Annotated in this window: 19 protein-coding genes; 18 read left to right on the top strand and 1 reads right to left on the bottom strand. The window is 34.5% G+C overall.

The window, feature by feature from the left end; all coding sequences use genetic code 11:
- Positions 1–5: 5 nt before the first annotated feature.
- From PRVXH_RS09105 to PRVXH_RS09075, 7 genes are all read left to right on the top strand, one after another.
- The gene (locus PRVXH_RS09105) at positions 6–2,477 is read left to right on the top strand and encodes a PglZ domain-containing protein (protein WP_353892471.1); all 2,472 of its coding nucleotides are present in this window, start codon (positions 6–8) and stop codon (positions 2,475–2,477) included.
- Positions 2,477–3,757 carry a BREX system ATP-binding protein BrxD gene (brxD, locus tag PRVXH_RS09100; protein ID WP_353892470.1) on the top strand — a complete coding sequence of 427 codons (1,281 nt, stop codon included), beginning with the start codon at positions 2,477–2,479 and terminating at the stop codon, positions 3,755–3,757. Before PRVXH_RS09105 ends, brxD begins: the two co-directional genes overlap by 1 nt.
- 34 nt (positions 3,758–3,791) lie before the next feature.
- Positions 3,792–5,933: a DEAD/DEAH box helicase gene (locus PRVXH_RS09095; RefSeq protein ID WP_353892469.1), complete on the top strand. Its 2,142-nt coding sequence runs from the start codon at positions 3,792–3,794 to the stop codon at positions 5,931–5,933.
- 24 nt (positions 5,934–5,957) lie between these two features.
- The gene (locus tag PRVXH_RS09090; RefSeq protein ID WP_353892468.1) at positions 5,958–7,727 is read left to right on the top strand and encodes an ATP-binding protein; all 1,770 of its coding nucleotides are present in this window, start codon (positions 5,958–5,960) and stop codon (positions 7,725–7,727) included.
- Positions 7,728–7,819: 92 nt separating this feature from the next.
- Positions 7,820–8,053, top strand: coding sequence for a hypothetical protein (locus PRVXH_RS09085; protein WP_353892467.1), 234 nt, complete (start codon positions 7,820–7,822; stop codon positions 8,051–8,053).
- A gap of 16 nt (positions 8,054–8,069) precedes the next feature.
- Positions 8,070–8,390 (top strand): DUF2085 domain-containing protein, encoded by a 321-nt coding sequence (locus PRVXH_RS09080; protein ID WP_353892466.1) that lies wholly within the window; start codon positions 8,070–8,072, stop codon positions 8,388–8,390.
- A gap of 309 nt (positions 8,391–8,699) precedes the next feature.
- Positions 8,700–9,965: a hypothetical protein gene (locus PRVXH_RS09075; RefSeq protein WP_353892465.1), complete on the top strand. Its 1,266-nt coding sequence runs from the start codon at positions 8,700–8,702 to the stop codon at positions 9,963–9,965.
- Between the two features lie 62 nt (positions 9,966–10,027).
- Here the strand turns inward: PRVXH_RS09075 and PRVXH_RS09070 are convergent, their stop codons facing one another.
- A complete protein-coding gene (locus tag PRVXH_RS09070; protein ID WP_353892464.1) occupies positions 10,028–11,149 on the bottom strand; it encodes an HNH endonuclease domain-containing protein in 1,122 nt (373 codons plus the stop codon).
- Between the two features lie 174 nt (positions 11,150–11,323).
- On the opposite strand from PRVXH_RS09070, the gene PRVXH_RS09065 reads away from it, so the two are divergent.
- From PRVXH_RS09065 to PRVXH_RS09015, 11 genes are all read left to right on the top strand, one after another.
- Positions 11,324–12,157: a hypothetical protein gene (locus PRVXH_RS09065; RefSeq protein WP_353892463.1), complete on the top strand. Its 834-nt coding sequence runs from the start codon at positions 11,324–11,326 to the stop codon at positions 12,155–12,157.
- Positions 12,158–12,721: 564 nt separating this feature from the next.
- Positions 12,722–13,000, top strand: coding sequence for a hypothetical protein (locus PRVXH_RS09060; protein ID WP_353892462.1), 279 nt, complete (start codon positions 12,722–12,724; stop codon positions 12,998–13,000).
- 69 nt (positions 13,001–13,069) lie between these two features.
- Positions 13,070–13,420, top strand: coding sequence for a hypothetical protein (locus PRVXH_RS09055; protein ID WP_353892461.1), 351 nt, complete (start codon positions 13,070–13,072; stop codon positions 13,418–13,420).
- A 466-nt stretch (positions 13,421–13,886) separates the two neighbouring features.
- Positions 13,887–14,351 carry a serine hydrolase domain-containing protein gene (locus PRVXH_RS09050; RefSeq protein WP_353892460.1) on the top strand — a complete coding sequence of 155 codons (465 nt, stop codon included), beginning with the start codon at positions 13,887–13,889 and terminating at the stop codon, positions 14,349–14,351.
- A gap of 40 nt (positions 14,352–14,391) precedes the next feature.
- A complete protein-coding gene (locus PRVXH_RS09045) occupies positions 14,392–15,411 on the top strand; it encodes a serine hydrolase domain-containing protein (protein ID WP_353892459.1) in 1,020 nt (339 codons plus the stop codon).
- 251 nt (positions 15,412–15,662) lie between these two features.
- Positions 15,663–16,601 (top strand): GntR family transcriptional regulator YhfZ, encoded by a 939-nt coding sequence (gene yhfZ, locus PRVXH_RS09040; RefSeq protein ID WP_353892458.1) that lies wholly within the window; start codon positions 15,663–15,665, stop codon positions 16,599–16,601.
- Positions 16,602–16,657: 56 nt separating this feature from the next.
- Entirely contained in the window at positions 16,658–17,020 is a 363-nt protein-coding gene (locus tag PRVXH_RS09035; RefSeq protein ID WP_353892457.1) for a PRD domain-containing protein, read from the top strand.
- 14 nt (positions 17,021–17,034) lie between these two features.
- The gene (locus tag PRVXH_RS09030; RefSeq protein ID WP_353892456.1) at positions 17,035–17,403 is read left to right on the top strand and encodes a DUF2620 domain-containing protein; all 369 of its coding nucleotides are present in this window, start codon (positions 17,035–17,037) and stop codon (positions 17,401–17,403) included.
- A 27-nt stretch (positions 17,404–17,430) separates the two neighbouring features.
- A complete protein-coding gene (locus PRVXH_RS09025; protein ID WP_353892455.1) occupies positions 17,431–18,705 on the top strand; it encodes a YhfT family protein in 1,275 nt (424 codons plus the stop codon).
- A gap of 67 nt (positions 18,706–18,772) precedes the next feature.
- The gene (locus PRVXH_RS09020; RefSeq protein ID WP_353892454.1) at positions 18,773–19,885 is read left to right on the top strand and encodes an amidase family protein; all 1,113 of its coding nucleotides are present in this window, start codon (positions 18,773–18,775) and stop codon (positions 19,883–19,885) included.
- Positions 19,845–20,807: a phosphotriesterase-related protein gene (locus PRVXH_RS09015; protein WP_353892453.1), complete on the top strand. Its 963-nt coding sequence runs from the start codon at positions 19,845–19,847 to the stop codon at positions 20,805–20,807. Before PRVXH_RS09020 ends, PRVXH_RS09015 begins: the two co-directional genes overlap by 41 nt.
- Positions 20,808–20,813: the final 6 nt, after the last annotated feature.

The following is a 20,813-nucleotide window of genomic DNA, read 5'->3' as shown; positions in this document are numbered from 1 at the left end:
ATTATATGAGTGGAATATTTAAGCATAGTTTACAAAAATATCTTGAACGACTTAATAATTTAGAAAGCCACCTCCTTTGTATACAGGATGAGTGCGGGCTTTTTGAGGGCTATGAGGATATAGATTTGCATCTGTATCCTCATAGCATTATTCCTATGGAAAATAATGTGGTATTCAGAGCTAAGTATGAACACATTAAGCATAAAAATGATAGGAACTATATCTTATTATTTAAAGGGCAAGAAAACCATAAAAAAGTTTTAGATTTTGTTAGACGTTCAGAAAATAAAAAGGTCCATAGTATTACCATACAAGATGTAATGAACCAAGTGGAACCAGGACTTAACTGGAATGAATACATTAATGAGTTTGATAAAGAAGATATACAAAGAAATTTTAGTGACATTATTGATTATAGTAAGCGTTTAAAGAAAAGTCAGCTAAGTAAAAAAGATATATTGAAAATATTAGTATCGGCTTTGACTGGGGTCGATGGCACCAATGTAGCAGATGAAGGGGATTGTTTTCTATTTTATAAAGCTTTAATAGATTTATATCAAAGTCCCGACAATATAAAAGCTAATAGTAATCTAAAAGGATTGATTGTTAATCTTTTTAGAGAGTATGGCAGTGTTACTGTGGATGTTATAAAAAAAGATACCTTTGATCAATTAGAAAAAGTAGTGTGGATTTCAAAGGTGTTGCAGAGGTATGGAAGGCTTAATAAAATTAACTTGCAGTTAGTTTTAAAAAGTGAATACAATAATGAGCTAGTGCCGGATCTTGGCAAACTTATTGAGCTTGCTGATCTTATCGGTAAAAAAAATCAAAGTTACTTCTATAAAAAAATAGATTGGGCAGAAAAGATTGTTTCAAATTCCGGGATAGAATTTTCCAATATTAACAATCCTCATGTGGAAATCCGGGAAGGCAACGTCAATTTTATAACAATTTTGAAAGCCATGAAGGACTTATTAGCTGGATATAACTTAGAAGGAGCTAAAAGGGTCTATAAATATAAAAATAGTGACTTGTTGGAGCTAAAAAATTTATTAGAGGAAACAGTACAGTATAGATCTACTAACATAAACAATTTGCTTAGCTTATTCAATAAAATTTTAAGTTTACTGGATAAGATTAGTAAAGCTGAAACGGGTATTGAACAGGTAATTGAGGAAGAGGATTATAGAAAATGGCAAACTTTGTATAAAACAACACTTTTTGATATGCAGTATCGTTTATCAGAAATATGGCAGTTAGATAATCACGCCCTTATAGATAAAAGCAGGTATCAAAAGATTAGTGTTAGGGTTAATAAAGTATTAAACAGTTATAGGGCTGTTTTTGCTAAGTTTTTAGAAAAGAATTATCCCAAGTGGAACCAGGGGCAAGTGGGCAGTTCTAGGCCTATCTTAAATAATGATATCGGGGATATTATTAAAAAAGAGGACGGAAAGATTTTTGTTTTGGTTTTTGATGGCATGAGGTATGATGCTTGGCATTACATAGTAAGGCCCTATTTTGAGAAAGCATTTAAAAACAGAAATATCGAAGTTGGCAACTCTTTTTCATTACTGCCGTCGATAACTTCAATTTCAAGAGATGCTATTTATTCATCAATTATAAATCAGCATAGAGAAGAAGTTGCTTTTTTGACGAAATCAGAAAGTGTTAAAAATCAAAAAGAAATACAAGAAGTCATATTAAAGGATAAAAAATACAATATATTTGTATTCAACATGTTTGATAAAGACGGACATAAAGCTACCGAAGATTTTTATCTCTTTTATGATAAGCAGAGAAAAGTTTTTGAAGGTACCATTAGTAACCTACTTAATCAGATACCAGATGAAGATGACATAGTGGTAGCTTCTGATCATGGGTTAATGAGGGTAGATCAGTATGAGAGCTTAAGAGAAGTAGACGGGATAAAAGAATGTAAGTATAGATATTTGAGGGCAGAGCAAGGTGTTAGCTTAGGGAATTGCATAGAACTAACCGATGGTGATAATTTGGATTGTGGAGAAAAACTTTTATTGACTTATGACAATAAGGGATATTTTAAGGGCGGTGGCGAAAAACATTTTTATAGCCATGGGGGAGCTAGCATTGAAGAAGTTATAGTGCCGTTAATAGTAGCTAGATCAAAAAGCCCAAAACCAGCTATACCTCAGATTAAAAAAACTGATTCAGTGGTGCTAAAGAATGGGCTAAGACTAGATATCAGTTTCAGACCAACAAAAAAAGAAAAGATTATATTAGAAACACTATATTCATTGAAAAACAGCTTTGTTTCCACATCAGATATTGAGCAAAAACTTGTCAATGAATTGGGATCAGCGGGACTTTTGGATTCAAAGATTAAGAGGTTAGTAAAGAAATTGAAAAAAGATAAGCTGGATATTATTGAGGTTCAATCAGTGGGAGATGTTATTATGTATAAATTTAAGGAAAGTGGTTTAAGGGAGGAGATATAATGGGAAACTCACTAGTTGCAATAATTGATTCTTTAAGAAATGGAACGGTTCCTTCGGAAGGGACTGATAAGATAGCTGTAGGAATAGACGATGAGTTAAATGAAATTTCTAACCAGTTAAATAAGGTAGAAGAGGGGGGCGGATCTTTTAAATTTATCATTGGTGATTATGGGTCTGGTAAAACCTTTTTTAGTAGTAGCGTAAGGGAGAAGGCGTTTCAAAGGCAGTTTGTAGTATCTTCTGTTGTTATTTCACAAGAGGCACCCCTTCATAAGTTTGAAGAGTTATACAGTAAGATAATGGGTGGAATGAGAATAGGATCAAATAAAGAGATTCCAGCTTTTTCTCTACTATTAGAAGAATGGTTATCTAATATAGAAGAAAAAATTATTGAAATAGCTGACTTAGATCCAGATGAGGATCAAGAAAAATTTCAACAAGAAATAGGAAAAAGAATTGATGATGAATTACAGGTTGTTGGCTCTATTGCTAACTCTTTTGCCAATGCTATTAGATCCTTTTATAAGGCTAAATACGCGGGGGATTCCAAATTAGCACAGGGAGCGATAGCATGGTTAAAAGGAGAAAAAGTAAGTGCAGATATTAAAAGACAGCTTAGTGTAGTAGGAAATGTAAGTAGAGCGAACTCGTTTGAATTTTTTAGAGCGCTGCTACACATGATAAAATCTGCTGGTTATCAGGGGATAGTGGTAATCTTAGATGAAGTTGAAACTGTACAAAAATTGCAAACAGCTAACATGAGAAATAATGCTTATGAAAACTTAAGGTTGTTTATAGATGAAACTGACAAAGGTAATTTTAATAACTGTTTTTTCCTTTATACAGGGACCACCGATCTTATGGAGAGTGAAAAAGGATTTAAAGCATTAGATCCTTTAGACCAGCGGCTGGATGTTAAAAGAGATAATGAATTTAAGAATTTAAGACAACCTGTAATGTTTTTAGACGGTTTTAATAGGGAGAAATTACGTGAGGTTGCAAAAAAAGTTAGGGATATTCACGGGCAGGTTAACAGTTGGTCGGCGGAAGAAAAAGTTAGTAATGAATTTTTAGAGAGGTTCATTACCGATATGTCCCAGGGATTTGGTGGTGAAATCAACATAAGTCCTAGAAGTTTTTTAAGAAAGCTGGTGGACATACTGGATAAAAGTGAAATGTATGAGGACTATGTACCTGAGGAAAAATTCGTATTTGACGACGAGGTAAGGAACATGGTGGAAGATACAGAGAAAAGCACAGCACATATTGTGAATTTTTAGCAAAGGTTGATATCATGTTATTGTAGGTGATTTTATGTCAAATTTTCATATGCTTTGCCAGCCGTTAAAGGATAAAATTATCAACAAGCTTGGGTGGAAAGAATTAACGGCAGTACAAGAAATGACAATACCAGAAATAATTAACGGAAAAAATGCTATAGTTTTAGCTCCAACAGCTGGGGGCAAAACAGAAGCTGCCTTTTTTCCTATATTGCATACTATCTATAATGAAGAGATCACAAGCACATCTGTAATCTATGTATCGCCGATTAAGGCGTTGCTAAATAATCAAGAAGAAAGACTGAGGGGGCTTTCTTCTTTTGTATATGGAAATGTTTTTAAGTGGCATGGTGATGTATCTTCATATGAAAAAATCAAATCGTTTAAAAACCCTCCTAATATATTGATGATAACTCCAGAATCATTAGAAGTTATGTTAATGAACAAGCGAATTAACAATGATGAGTTTTTTAAAAATATTAGGTTTATGGTGATTGATGAGGTACATTCTTTTGCGGGGAGTGAAAGAGGAGTTCATTTAATGTCGGTTCTAGAGAGAATTCAAAAATATTCTGATCATGATATTCAACGGATAGGACTCTCAGCAACAGTAGGGAACCCTGATAAAATTGGAAGGTGGATGCAGGGAAGTAGTAAAAGAAAACTGACAACAGTAGATCCACCGAAGACTCAAGGCAAAAAGAGGATAGAAATAAAGGTTGTTGACAAGGGAGAGGATTTTGGCAAGGAAGTTTGTAAAAGGATTTTTGGTAAGAAGGCGCTGTTTTTTTCAAATAGCAGGAGTGCTGCTGAGAATATAAAGAATCAAGTAGAAGAAAGTGGGATAGACACTTTTGTACATCATTCTTCTATTGATAAAAGATTTAGGGAAATAGCTGAAGAGCGATTTAAGCTTGGTAGTAACACATGCATTATTGCAACCAGTACGTTGGAGCTGGGAATAGATATAGGTAATTTAGATGTGGTCTTGCAGCTAGACTCTCCTAATACTGTTTCTTCATTTTTACAAAGGTTAGGGAGGACAGGTAGAAGAAAAGGTAGTATTGCGCATTTTGTGTTCTTTCCCACTAAAAAGGACAAACTTGTCTTGGCTGTAGCAGTTTTAAAACTAGCAATGAAAAAATGGGTTGAGAATGTATATGTAAGCAGGGTGTCCTACGATATTTTATTTCACCAAGTACTGACAATGTCGCTTGCTGGATTTGGAGTCAGAAAAGAAGAAGTTTTTGATGTTTTGAAGGAAGTTTATTCCTATTCTAATATTACAAAGGAAGAGTATGATAATCTTGTTAATTTTATGGAAAAGCAAAACTATATACAAGTAGATAGAAATAATATTTACCTGGATAGTAAATCTGAGAAAGAATTTGGAAGGCAGAACTATATGACTCTTTACTCTGCTTTTGAAACCACAAAAGAGTTTACGGTAAAGTATAGAACCAAACCCATAGGAACCCTTGAAAGATGGTTTGTAAATGCATTAGGAGAAGACTTTCAATTTGTACTGGCAGGAAAGTACTGGCAAACTGATAAAATAGATTATATAAAATCTATAATACATGTTGTAGAAGCAAAGGAAGCAAAACCTCCTCGTTGGTTAAGTGGAGAGGGCTTCTATACATATGAACTATCTCAAGAAATACTCAAAGTAATGACAGAAGATGAGGAATATGGTTTTTTAAATAATAACGAAAAAGCAATATTAAAAGATGTAAGATATGAACAGAGGGCGTTTGGTCTTAAGGTGGGGAAAATTATTATAGAAGAAATAAAAGAAGGATATGCATTTTATACTTACTCGGGAAATAAAGTAAACTACACTCTAGCGATAGCGTTTAGCCTTATAAATGAAATGGTAGCGACTAAGAGTATCTCATGGAAAGGTTTTAAAGTAGCAGCTGAGGATAAAGACTTTAAACCAACAAGTGAGGAGTTATTAGAAGTTATTAATGGAATAAAAGAAAACCAAAATTATCTTGATAGTATAAAGGACAAGCTAATTGATCGGGTTCCGGATATATCTTTATCAAAATATCAAAAGTATCTACCGGAAGACTTAAGGAAGAAAATGATAGCTGACTATGTATATGACTTGAACAAAGCAGCTGACTTTATTCGAGATGCTGAGGTGGAAGTGTTGAAGGTTTATGGTTAGGGGAGAAGAAGGGAGCTGTTATCTATGCGGGTTGTTGGTGTTTATATTAATAATTATAAGTCCATTGGAGAAATGAAAAATTACTTAAAATTAGACCCGAAAGTCACTGCGTTAATAGGTAAGAATGAATCGGGTAAAAGTAATGTTCTTGAGGCAATCGGCCAACTTTCTTTTGAAAAAAATCTAAGGTCTTCATATTTTGATAATAAAAATAGAATGAGTTTAGAGGATGTTTCTATACATGTTGATTTCGAATTTACTGAAAAGGAATTGGAAAAATATGAAATAGAACAAGAAAAAACAAAGATAATATTTTCAGGTCCTTCAGAAACCATTGTGGAAGGGGGGCTGATTGACTTAATAAAAGGAGACGAGCAGTTACAGAAAGCTCTGCAAGAACTGGGTAATCTTAAGAGCTCCAAAAACATATGGAAATCGGATAATTCAGTAAAAACAGTAAATGAGCTAGAGAATCTTTGCACTAACCAAATCTCAAATTATGAAACGAAACTTAATAATCTTAAAAAGGGTATTTCTCGAGATTATGAGGGGAAAGATGGATTAATTCAGACTATAGGAGTTATTCGAGACCGCATAGAAGGATTTTATAATCTTCTACCACAAATATATTATAGAAGCAAGGACGTTCAATTACAGTCATCATACAAATATGATGATATTAAAAATATTCTTGAAGATGAAACCCATATTCTTAGTAGATTTTTCATAGCTGCAGGTATCAAAAAAGAAGATATAATTAGGGGGTTTGAAAGTAAGAGTAGTGGTGAGAAAAGAACCGCAAAGAATAAAATTGAAGGAGCTACTAAGAAGAATATTGAAACTGAATTTAAAGAGTTTTATAATCAGGAGAATATAGAAATTCAAGTTGAGCTTGAGGGTCAATTATTTAAAATTTACGTAAAAACAGGTGATGTTGCTATGGACTTAACAGAACGTAGTAATGGCCTGCAGTGGTATTTAACTATTTTCATTGATATTTTTTCTAATTATTATAACGATAGACCAATACTTTTTTTATTAGATGAACCTGGTGTACACTTACATGTAAATGCACAAAAAGAACTTTTGAATTTTTTTTCTCACTTGGCAGACAAACAAAATCAAGTTGTATATACAACACACTCTCCTTATATGATTGATGGTTCGAATATATTAAACGTAAGAGCTACTGAAAAAGGTATAGATGGTAATACCTTAATATACAAAAATGCGTATGACCAAGAATTATCAAAAGATACAAAAATGGAGACTCTGTCTCCAGTGATTAACGCATTAGGAGCAGATTTAAAGTTTAATTTTGGGCCTTCGCAAAATCTAAACATTGTTACTGAAGGGATTACTGACTATATGTATATAAAAGCTATGTTGGAGTACCTGAAGGTGGATAGAAAAATTAATGTCATCCCCTCTGCTGGCGTGGGGAATGTAAACAGAATAGCCTCTATTTTAATTGGCTGGGGATGCGATTTCAAGATAGTTCTTGATTATGACAAAGCCGGTCATGATGAATACATTGTATTAGTTGACAAATTAGATAGTTCTTTAAAAGAAAATATCGTTTTCGTAAACTGTGAAGAAGATGATATTGAAGAGATGAAAAAAGATCCTAAAACAATTGAAAGTTTAGTAGCAGAAGTTAAAGAGGGGACTATAGAAAATACATCTAAAAGATTAGCTGCAAATGGTTTTTATGAAAGGATAAAGAGTAATATAGACCCAATGCCTGAGACAGTTGATAATTTCATGAGGCTATTTTCCCGTTTAAGAATATAAATTTTTCCACTCGCTATTGAATTTTTTAACTACTGGTACTGACAAAAAAGTTTATAGCTTTTGACATGCCCCTGTCAAAAGAATGTTGTATAATGATAAAAAATATAATTATAGGGGAGGAAGTTAGGATGGGATGCCCGAATTGTAAAAGTGAAAACATACAGGTGATTAACGAAGTTGATTCAAAAGGATATGGAGCTGGCAAAGGATGCTTAGGTTATCTTATTTTTGGACCTTTTGGGTTTTTGTGTGGCCTGTGTGGAATGGGAAAAACAAAAAATAATATATTAAGGGTTTGTGGAAGTTGTGGTACAAAATTCAAATAAAAGTTGGGTAAAATTTATGAAACTTGGGCACGCAGTTGGGTGTCACCAAAAGGCCAGCCGCAGCTTTTTTATCAATAACTACCAATTACCAGTTTGTGCCCGCTGCTCAGGTGTATTATTAGGGCAGGCTATGGCTGTTCTTGCGATGATTTTTTTTAGGTATATAGGGTCAATTACCTGGGGTATAGTCTTTTTAGCTGTAATGTTTATAGACTGGCTAACTCAAGCAACTAAACTAAAAAAGTCAACCAACAGCCGCAGATTGATAACGGGTTTGTTAGGGGGAATAGGCTATATAACTGTTTTGACAAACTTGATTTTGGTTGTATTAAGATAGTGTAACTGTCAGCTCATTCAAGAATTATTAATGGAGCCTGCTTTAAGATATTTTGTGTGCTTAAGGAAAAGATAGGTTCTGGATTGTAATTATAATTATGAACTTGATAGTGTTGCTATAGTTGCTGTATAAATTTAAAAAGATTAAACCAGTTAAAGCACGAAGTTAATGAGCTATGTCGTCTGTAGATAGGCCATGTAAATGTATATAAAAATTGATATAAGCTTTCTACGTATGAAAAAAGCTGCTCTTTGAGGCCTTTTCACCAATGGTAATACAAAATAAAGAATAGGAAAGGGGGAGATGGTTATGGATTATTTAAACATATTTATTCCTTATAAGAACAAGCCTTTACATCATGAAGATCAGCTTACAAGAGCTTTTCTAATTTTAATAAAAACAGTTAAGTTAGTTGAGGTTTTATTTTTAGAAGTAGTCATAGATGAAATGCAAAAAAACCAAACTAATCTTATTCCAAAAGGCTTGATGCATCAATCTGGTGGATTGGATACAATTGAAACTCAAGTTAGGTCAACTACCAAGGGACGTCTGGAAGGAGAAAAAGGAAGATTGGTTTCGATTGTAATCACTGACGAGAGGTTGGACAGGGAACATAAAGTAGAAAGAACTGATAGAGAGGGCGTTTATGATGGGTTTATAAAATATAAGCCAGACTGGGTTTTTGTTATTGAAAACAAACCTGACCATAAAAATATTTGGCTAGAACAACTTAACTCTAGATTTAATGAAAATTATGAAATAGAAGAAAAACCTATTGTACTAACTTGGAAAGAAATTATTACTAAACTGAGTTTATTAATTGAAAATAACTTAATTAACAATGCAGACTTAAGTATCGTAAGTGACTTTCTTGATTATGTTTCAGAATTTTTCCCTGAGCTAAACCCCTACGATCGATTTGAGTTGTGCAAAGATAATAAGTACTTGTTAGACCGGCGTTGTATTGAAATAATGAAAGAAACAGAGCTAGGTGTGGTAGATTATCACAGAGGTTGGCATCACTACATTCATCTTGATAACAAACCAGGAGTTAAGGAAGTAGCAGTACATGCAAGTGTACTGGAGAACAATGGATGGTCTATAAATCTTCTAATATATCCCGGAGATACTATGTCTCAGTCCCGTGACTTTTATTCGACGCTAAGTGTAGATAAAGTGCTAGATTTAGCAAATAAATGGGAGGTACTTCCTAACTTTCACTTTGCTTTTAGATCATCTAATCTTTTATGGACTAGTGTTTCCGCTTCACTATACAGCTATTTAACATTTTGGAAAAATGAAGTATTAAATAATAATCTTAAACAAAGAAATCGAACTGATTGGGGAGAGTATTTTAATCTCCTAGAGAAAAATAAAATGTTAAATGACAATGATCTAACTGCTATAAATGAAAAGATAATTAAAACAAAAATGCAAAAGCTTAATATATGCCCCGGAGTTGCATTTAAATACACTTGGAGTAAAGAAGAAGCGATTGGAATAGATAATAAGAGTCCTGGGGCTTTTAAAAGTGAGTTGCTTAGAAGAATTAAAGAAGTCTTATCCACATGGTAAACTTCGTTCACAAGTTCTAAAATATAAAAAACTTCAGTAAAATTGGCTGAAGTTTTTTATATTTAAAACACCCACTGCTGAAACCCTTGATTTTCGGCTATTTGGTATAGAGGTTCGATAGTAGATTTTAAGTCTTTTTTAAATCTCTCCTTATCTAAAAGAACATTTGAACTTTTAAGGTTGTATGAGCTATTTATGGTCAAGTAATCTTCTAAGATTTTAGAGTTTATGCCTACCTTAATAGCTGTAGTGATTGAGTCGTACTGTAGGCTTGTAAATTTATCAAAGTAAGCATCTAGACTGGGGAGGTTATCACTTTTTTTGCTGTTTATGTTTTTAAATGTGGGAACTAAGTTCCACATCTCATCATGAAGTACAAAACTCCATGGAATAAAATGATCCAGACTTAAGTTGCCGTAAGTTGAGAAATTAGCGCCATTTAATGAAGCACCGGTATATATATCTTTAAAAGAGTGGGCTTCTAAAAGAGCTTTCCAAAATTTTGTTTGCTGGTTTAAACTCCGTTGTGCTGGAGGTGTGATTTTAAAAGGTATTGCGGGGACATTTGGGTTTCTCTTTTGTAGAAAAGTAATTAAATGATACATTAACCAGCCCTTAATTATAGACTGATTTTGCCTTATGTATTCAAACCATGGGTTATTAACGACGATATACCTTTTTGAACTATTGATGGAATAGAGAACTTTCTTATCTTTATTTGATAGTTCTTCTATTATCTTTTGTTTGCTATAGTCCTTTTTGCCTTTAAGCTCATCTGAAAAGAATATCGATAATAATCTGTATGGCACATATTGCTCAAGGCTACGAATTTTTTTATGAAGATCACGATCAGATTCTGTATTTGCCAGGTGGACTAGCTGCTCATGAAGGTGTTCTTCTTGTATTTTAACTTCTGGAATATACCTTTGGTGTATATAAGTAACTAGGTTATAAAGCTTGTCTTGAGCTCCTAAATTTAACTTATACTGAATAGAAGAAAACCAATTTTTAGCGACCATTCTACAAACCAAAGTTTCGAATGGAATCTGTCTATTTCCCCGGATAACTTCTTCAAAAACTGCATATAGCCAATAGATTTTGTAACTGTTAGTTAGTTGCTTAAAAGCTATACTTTGATTTAACATACCTACATTAATGCCTTCGTGCTGTGGCAAAGTTACCATTGTTACCGTCCCCTTTGCATAGTAATAGACTATCCTTTTACCATATCATACCATAAGATTAGAATTTGAGAAGGTATCAACAGAAAATTATGTGAAAAGCAGGAGAAGTTTGTATGAACAAGAATACAGAAAAGTATAACTGATTTAAAAGGAATGATAAAAGTGGTGGAAAAAATGAAAATTTGGGATGCGGCCTTAAAGCAAATCTCTAATCAGGATGTTGCAATTTATGGGCCGCAATCATTTCGAGAATATCTTTTATCCAATGATTTACCTAAAGTTAATACTGCCCCGGAAATATCAATAGATTCTTTTGAACTACTTAGAAAAGAATTAAAAGTTAATAATGCTATGGTCCTTAGGCTTGGTGCTTCTGAAAAAGGAACAGGTACTAGGTTTGTTTTAGTAAAAGTCAGGGATAGTTTGAAGGATTTCTTTATAATGGACGATGAGGTGCTTTCGGATAAAGGTCAACCTTTTACTGCAGTTTCTAGAACAAAAGAATTATTAGGCTACAGTATTATGCCGTTTTTGTCTGAAACATCTTTGGTGAATTTAGCATTAACAAGTGGCATTATCAGTCACGCTTTAGGTCTTGATAATAATGCCATACCAGCGGCCCCCACTACGGGCAAAGCTGGTTTTAGTTTTAAATTAAAGGCACATTCAAAAACAACAGAGGTATTAAGTCATAATAAAGGGCAGGTTGAAATAGATGCCCTGTTTGTAGAAAAAAGACAAGGAAAAGATACGTTATTTGTAATTGAAGCAAAAAGTAACTCTCACAAATCCCTTGCCAAACATAAGTTGGTCTACCCCATACTAGCAGTAGCTCAGAAAGTGCCTAGTGATATTCCTATAGTCCCAGTGTACCTAAGAATTGTAAAACATAAAGGAAGCTATAGCTTCCACATAGTAGAATGTATTTTTCCCGACCCAAGAAAAGAAATAACGTCAATCGATAACCTTAAGGCTAAAAAGCATAGCAATTATATTTTAAAGCTTTAGTGGAAAGTAAAATGTAGGGGATAGCCTATATACTAATCTTTCTATAAGGGCATAGATTTTAAAGAAAAAAATATTAATTTATATAAGCATATTATGGAAGGAGGTTATCAATATTATTTATCGAGAGCGTGAACGAAAAAAGGCAATTGAGGTTAGATAGCAATAATAGTTACTCAGACTATCAGCACATTCATGTTATACCAAAGGAAAATGAAGACTTGCTAAAAAATATTACGTCACCTAGTTTAAACGGTAAGACCATAACTGATGCCTGGAAGAATACCTTAAAAGATCCCAACAAATACTTAAGCATATCCCCTAACGAATTAGTCAGCCCATGCTATAAAGTTTTAGATAGTAAATCGTTCTTGTCATATTTGGAGAAGCGTTATTGGTAATAACTAACCCCTTATAAAGCCTTATAGCTAGGGGGAGAACGTGACCATAACAAGAAAATCTGTATCGTTTAGAGTCGATACAGATTTTCTTATCCCTTAATGACATAATGCTGTCAAAACATTTTGGTATTATTGATTTAGTATAAATTTAAGGGGGAATTTTTGTATGATTTTAGCTGCGCTTATTAGTTATGGCTTAGCTGCTATTTTTGTGGGGCGAGGTTTTTATAAGATGTATGTTTATGATAGTGGGTATAATGCAGTAAATGCGTATGTTGGCGGAGATGCGTACAACTATATAATTAATTCAAACTATGCAACTGGTTACTTTACTTTAGCGATTCTTTGTGCAGTTATAGGGGCTACTTTTGTGATGGCTCACTATCTTTCTGTATGTATTGACAAAAAGGAAAAAAGCAAGGTAATAAGATTTGAGGAGTTTTAAGATAAAAATATTAACCTAGAGCCTAAAGCTATCTTTAAATTTTACATATAAATTCAAAAGGGGGGTGGTATGGCTGCAATGAGAGATAAAATAGAAACTACTGTAGGATGTACAAAAGGAGAAAATAATCAATTTGAAAGAATATTACAGTATCCAGATATAACAGCTATTGATATTTACCATAAAGATATAGAAGAACCTACAGAAATTATTATGCCCTGGGTTAGTGTTGATTCCAGAGGTGAAGAAAATATAAATCAGAAATCTTATATCAATAAGTTTGGAGATCTTTTTGTGGTAATAGATGAAGATGGAAAGGCAAATATAGAAAATGCCTTTAACTTAACTGGGATAGAGGACAAAGAAAGAATGGATTTTATGTGGGAGATGCTAGATATAAAAGATGAGTCTTGTGAGTAAGATTAGAAAAGACTTAAGCTTGTGTAATCACGGTCGGGAAAATCATAGATCCTTCACTTTGTTCAGAATGACGGTGCTGGGGCTCTCATCATAAAAAAATGTTTAAAAAAGTTAGTATCGCCATATTACGGTGATACTAACTTTTTATTCATTTTACCGACAGGATAAATGTCCCTCTTCTTTATCATAATATGACAATATATCTCCTTTTTCATCTTTAAGATTTACAGTAAAGGTATAGGCTGATTGTGTACTAATTTCTTGAGCCAATATTTTATAGTAGCTAAATTTATTAAATAAAAGTTAACTTAAAGGTAATTTTGACCGAGCTATTGAAAATAACTGTCTGTAAGAGTACTATTATATTTATTACCGGTTAATTGGTTTAACTAACAATCATTGGGGGAGAAGCAAGCCCCATTGATTGAAGTTTCACCTTTATAAGAACTAAGGAGTGGATAGTCTCATGAAACGATATTTTAGTAGTTTTTTGGTTGGACTGGTAGTTGCTTTTATAATTTTAAGTACTATTGCACATACACCAGCTTATGGTTTAGATGCAGAGGTTAAATTAGATGATCTAGAAGATTTTTTCGATGAATTAGTAACTAAACAAATGGAAGAGCATAACTTTGCTGGGGCAACGGTGTCTGTAGTAGAGGGAACTGAGATTTTATTGGCCGAGGGATACGGATACTCAGATTTAGAAGAAAGGATACCTGTAGAAGCTGAGACAACACTATTTAGACCGGGCTCTGTTTCTAAGTTGTTTACCTGGACTGCAGTGATGCAACTTGTGGAGCAGGGGGAGCTAGATTTACATACTGATGTAAACACTTATTTAGATTTTAACTTACCAAATACTCTTTTGTGCGGTAGCAAAGCTCAGCCGGTTACCCTATGGCATCTAATGACACACACCAGGGTTTGAAGATATTACAGAAGGATTATTAGCTCTTTCAGAGGATGATATGCCCTCTCTAGAAGAAGGTCTAAAGAGCCACATGCCTGCTCGAGTTTTTCCACCAGGGGAAAAAATAGTTTACTCAAACTATGGAACCTCTTTAGCAGGGTATATAGTAGAAAGGGTATCGGGGCAGTCCTTTGAAGAGTATATAGAGGGAAATATTTTAAGTAGATTAGGTATGGAAAGCAGCACCTTTTCACAACCATTGCCAAAAAGCTTGGTTGCAAACATGTCAGAGGGATACAATTATGCTGATGGCAAGTTTCATAAAGGAAGCTTTGAGTTTATCTCCGCACCTGCAGGGGGAATGAGTAGTACATCCCATGATATGGCTAAATTTATGATTGCTAACCTCCAAAAGGGTAGATTTGAAAATGAGACAATTTTACAACCTGACACCATCGAAAAGATGCAAAGCCGCCAGTTTTGTCATCACCCTAAGCTTTCAGGATTTACCTATGGCTTTATAGATTATGAAATCAACGGTCAACGGATAATAGGTCATGACGGCACCACCATGCTTTTTCATACCGGCATGATTTTATTGCCGGAGCATAACATAGGAATGTTTGTTTCTTTAAACGGTGGCAGTTATAAAGCAAAAAACAATATTATTAATGGGTTTATGGATAGGTACTTTCCCAAAGATATGCAACCAATCTACCAACTTACTGAAGGGGCTAAACAACGGGGCAAAAACTATGTTGGACAATACCGAACTACAAGAGGAAGTTACACCACAAAAGAAAAGGCGCTAGTGGTTTTAGGGGACTCAATAAATATAGGAGTAGATGATAAAGGATATTTAACAGCAAGCTTTCATGGAGAAAACTATAAATTCTATGAGGTAGAGCCTGGTTTTTATCGCAATATAAATACAGAAGAAGATCAGTTAATATCATCAATGGTTTTTGAAAAAGAAAGTGATGGGGACGGTTACTTTCTTAGTACAGGTATTGCTACTTACACTTCGCCACCGTGGTATGGTACTAGCACTTTTTTAGGCCTTGCTTTAGCAACATGATCAAAAAGGGTAACTGCACATTCTTTTATACATTATTGGTTGCCCAATTTGAAAAATGTTCAAACTGAGTGTAATGCATGTTCATGCTGATATTATTAATGACGTTTTATATGGAATAACGGAAAACCACTTATTTAACATTTTTTTTTGCGAGACAAAATAAAATTTCGCCTTGATATTTTTAGACAATTATGATATTCTTAAAATACAATATACAATTTATTGTACGTAGATTTGAAGGGGTTGAAATAATGGGTGATTATAGAAAAAAGTTAATGTCCAAAAATGGAAGAACAATTGTCGCGCTAGCTAAAGAAATGCTAAGTAAAAAGATAGGAGATCGGATACTGACTGTAGGTGCCTATGCCGATCAATTTGAAACTGGAAGAGGCACTGTTCAAACAGCTATAGGCTTTTTAAAAGACGAAAAAGCTATTAGCTTAGAATCTAGAGGGCATTTGGGGACTTTTATAACCAGCATTGACTATAAAAAGTTGTGGGGGATAGCAGATATTGGAACAATTATGGCAGTAATGCCACTTCCTTACTCAAAAAGATACGAAGGTTTAGCTACTGGATTGTATAAGACTTTCGATGAGGCTAACATTCCTTTTAGCCTAGCTTTTATGAGAGGTGCTACAAAAAGAATAGAGGCTCTTAATATGGGGAAATATAACTTTGTTATTGTATCAAAGTTAGCAGCTAAGCTAGAGATAAGAAAAAACAATGATATTGAGATAGCTTATGAGTTTGGTGAAAATAGCTATGTTGGTAACCATGTTCTAATTCTTAAAGATAAAGACAAAAGTGAAATCGAAGATGGTATGAGGGTTGCTTTGGATCCGGCCTCAACTGATCAAATGATTCTAACAAACTATGAGTGTAGTCAAAAAGAAGTTGAGTATGTAGAAGTTTCTTACAGTCAAATATTAGATAAGTTAGCAAATGATGAAATTGATGCAGCTATCTGGAATGGTGATGAAATTGACGAACATAAGTTAGGACTAAACATCAGAGCTCTTACCAATAGCAAAACTCAAGAAGCAAGCAAAGACGACACTATAGCCGTCATTTTAACTAACAAAAAGTATAATGAATTTAAAGATTTCATTAAGCAGTTCCTTGATATGCAAAATATTGAAGACTTGCAACAACAGGTAATGAGCAAAGAAATTATACCTATGTATTAGAAACTATTTTTACTCTTAATATACAAAAAATGGTACGCTGAAAGGGGCGAAGTGAAATGGATGCGAGTTTAAAGGAAAGATTAAACATTTTAAAGGAAGCGGGTGAGATAGACGGGGATATAATGGAGGTCATTATATCTTTTGCAGAATCTTTTGAGAAAAAATACGAGGTTATTATGACAGAAGCTAATGCTAGCATGCTTATTACTCATATGGCAATGGCTTTAGCTAGGATTAAAAAAGGGGAAAAAGTTAGTAGTATGGACCAGATAGCATTAGAGGAAGTGAAAAGTCACCCTATTTACAAGGAAATGCCTAAATTCTATAAGATGATTGAGGATAGACTATTAATAGAAATTCCTGAATCTGAAAAAGGCTTTATAGCGCTTCATGCAGCTAGTTTAATTGAAAATAAATAAAAGGAGGTATTTAAATGATTAAGTTTGTTGTGGGAGGACAAGTTGAAAAGCAAAGCATAGCTGATCTTATTAAAAAGGTAGGAGGTGACAAGGTAGAAGTAGAGGTAAAATCCGACATCCAGGCTGCTAATTCAGTTAAAAGCAAAAAAGCAGATTACTATTTAGGAGCTTGTCACACTGGAGGTGGCGGTGCATTAAGTATGGCAATGGCTCTTTTGACAAGGGATAAATGTGCCACAGTTTCAATGCCAGGAAGCGCCCCTAAAGAGGAAGCAATTGTAAATGCAGTTGAAGAAGGTAAGGTAGCTTTTGGGTTTACCGGTGACCACTATGAGGTGGCTGTGCCTCTAATTGTGAGAGAAATTTTAAATAGGCAAAGTTAATAAAAACAAAAACAGGGGGAATTAAAAATGGATTTAGTTGTATTAGCTTTAGTTGGTGCTTTAGCGGCAGTTTTAGCAAATAAAGGTATTGCTATTTTTAATGATGGTTTAAGGCCTATCATGCCCGAAAACCTTGAAGGGAGAATGTCAAGAAAAGAGCTAGCCGCCACCTCTTTTGCCATGAGTTTTGGGCTTGTGGTAGGTTTTGGTATTCCAGTATCACTAGGTGCTAGCATAATTTTGATTCACAGTATTTTGCTAGGAACAGATATAATTGGTACCGCTACGCCTGAAGGAAATAAAGGTGTAGTAGCTTCAGCTGTAATAGGTGCTTTATATGGTGTAGGACTTTACCTGGGCCTTGAGGCGGTGGTAAATGCTTTTGAGAAAATGCCTGTTAACTTCTTAGATGACCTAGGAGCTGTAGGAGCTCCAGTTGTGGTGGCCTTTGCTGCATTTCCAGCTTTGGCTGTTGGTTATCAGTTTGGCGCAAAAAAAGGGTTGTTTACACTGATTTTATCCTTGCTAGCAAGACAAATAGCTGTTGTGGTTAGTCCGATAAGTATAGCTGAAGGGGCCGAGATCAACATAAACCCAGAGGGTGCAGGACTTATAGTAGGTATGGCAATTTTGTTGTTTTTTGCTATTAAAGAAAAACCAACGGAAGAAGAAAGCGTTGATTTAGCCGCTATCTTCAGTGAGAGAGTTAAGCGAATAAAGAAAAATATGCCTGTACTTATGGTTATGGGCGGACTTTTATCAGCTGCAACATCTTACACATTACTTGCAGGAGATCCAATTTCATTGAATTTAATGTCAGAAGGCCAAATGACAGATGCTGGACTGGCTGCATTAGCAAGATCTATCGGGTTTATTCCATTGATAGCATCAACAGCTATAGCCACAGGAGTATATGGCCCAGCTGGTATGACATTTGTTTTTGTTGTCGGTATCTTTGTTGGAAATCCACTTTTAGCTGGTATCCTTGGAGCTTTGGTGATTGCAGTGGAAGTGCTATTTTTAGATAAAACAGCAAAGTTTTTGGATAGGTTCCCCGGTATAAGAAACTCTGGTGATAACATCAGAAGCGCTATGTCCAAGTTACTAGAGGTTGCTCTACTAGTAGGAGGAATGAATGCAGCAAATGCAATTGCACCAGGAATCGGATTTTTCGCAGTTGCTGGTTTGTTTATATTAAATGATATAGCTGGAAAACCTGTTGTCCGTATGGCAGTGGGGCCGATAGCTGCAATTGGTGTTGGTATTTTAGCTAATATCTTGTCCATCGTAGGTTTGTTTTAAAAATCAAAATAACAATCATAAAGCCAAGGGTTACCTTGGCTTTATGAAATAAAAAGAAGGTGCAAAGATGAAAAGCAATATATTAAAGCAGATGAACAAACTTAGTAAAGCAATGTTATATGGTAATTATTGGAAAGATAATATAGTATATCATCGACATGATGTATTAGATGAAGGGGTGAATACTCTAGAACAAAACGGAAGCTGCAAATTACGGTTATTCGGTGTTAAAGACACAAACCAGATAGAAGATACATTAGTTAAAAAATTGCAGCAAAAGGAAGGATTTCTTTTTCATACTGTAGATCAAATGTCTGCTGGTGGTAGAGCAATTGATACTGATACCGTTAATCCCTTAACATCTAGAGTAATGACTGGTTCATCTAGTGCTAGCTGTGCTAATATTTTAAGAGGAATTAACGATTTAGCTATAGGGACAGATGGTGGTGGCTCAGTATTGGCACCTGCAATCTCTACAGGGCTATACAGCATTATGGCCAAAGGTATGGGTCTTAAAGGGATAGAGAAAAAAGTCTCTACAGATAATATACCTTTTGTACCTGGTGTGGGAATTATAGCGTCTCATTTCAACGTTTGCACAGAGGTAGTTGCCCATCTTTTGGACGTTTCTTTAATAGATGCTAAAAAGCTAGAGAAAAAAGATGTCAAGATAGCTATTCCTCGTAAAGGAGATCATACCTTGCCCGATGGGAGGGATATGGCTGAAGCTCTTACAACTATAAGAAAACTTCTTGATAGTTGGGTAACTTTCAAAGAAGTGGATTTAACAACTATAGATGAGAGAAAAAATGCAATTAAGGCTGCAAAGAGGTTATTTAAAAATGGGTTTGACGGTATTTTAACGGCGGAAGGCCCCGTTGACCTTTATGGTTTAGGGGATTCAATAGTTGGCCAGTGGGGGAGCTTAGGATACGCTCTTCAAAATAATGGGGGTAAGTATATGGTAAAGGTTGCAAACATGTTAAATGCAACGGCAATTTCTATTCCTGCAGAAAACCTTTCAACGGGGTTTGTAATTACTGTTCCAGAAGGTGTAAAACAAGGGTTAGTAGGTATAGCATTAGGTGATCTAATTGATAAGATAGTAGAAAGGCCGCCGTTATTTAGTAGGTATTTTTTTGATAATTACTGTCATAATGATATGGGATTTATTAGATAAAGGAGAGGATAAGATGGTTATACAAACTGTAGATGGAGCTATTTGTGAGGATAGGTTAGGGAAAACTTATATCCATGAGCACTTAAAGATTGATTTATCTAAGCATAAAGGTAGTGATGACACTAATTTTAATGATTTAGAGGCCGTAATAGAAGAGATGAAAACGCTAAAAAGCAAGGGGGTTAACTCTATAGTAGAAGTGACTAATCGTGGCATGGGACAAGATATAGCTGCTATGCAAAAAGTTAGTCGACAATGTCAGCTAAATATTATTGCATCAACTGGGTTTTATAAAGAACCATATTTACCAGATTATTTTTATACAATGACTGAAAAAGAGTTGGCAAAACTTTTAGTAAAAGACATCTTAGAAGGAATTGATAAAACAGGGGTCAAGGCACATGTAATTGGCGAGGTCGGCACCGGAAAAGAAAATATTTCTGACGAAGAAGCAAAAATATTTGGTATTGCTATAGCTGCTCACCTAGAAACAGGAAGACCGATTTCAACTCACACAACTTTAGGAAATTTAGCACTACAACAGCTAAAGATTCTATCTGATAGCCAGGTTGATTTACAAAAAGTTGTTATAGGGCATTTAGACCTTAATTGTGACAAAGACTATCATCTAAGGGTTGCAGATAGTGGTTGTTACATGGCTTTTGATACAATAGGGAAAACCAGTTACCAATTAGATGGTAAAAGGGCAGAACATATAAAAATATTGATTGATCGAGGACATGTAAACCAGATAATGTTATCGCAGGATATAACCAGAAAATCTCACTTGCAGTCTAGAGGGGGAATCGGTTATAACTACCTTATGGACACTTTTGTTCCAATGCTTAGAGAAGTGGGAGTAAGGGAAACTGAAATAGATCAAATGTTAATAGATAATCCAAAAAGATTTTTAGCTATATAAGGGGGA

Source organism: Proteinivorax hydrogeniformans (assembly GCF_040515995.1).
Classification (GTDB): domain Bacteria; phylum Bacillota; class Proteinivoracia; order Proteinivoracales; family Proteinivoracaceae; genus Proteinivorax; species Proteinivorax hydrogeniformans.
Note: the sequence above shows the minus strand (reverse complement) of the source record. Positions and strands in the feature narration are given on the sequence as shown.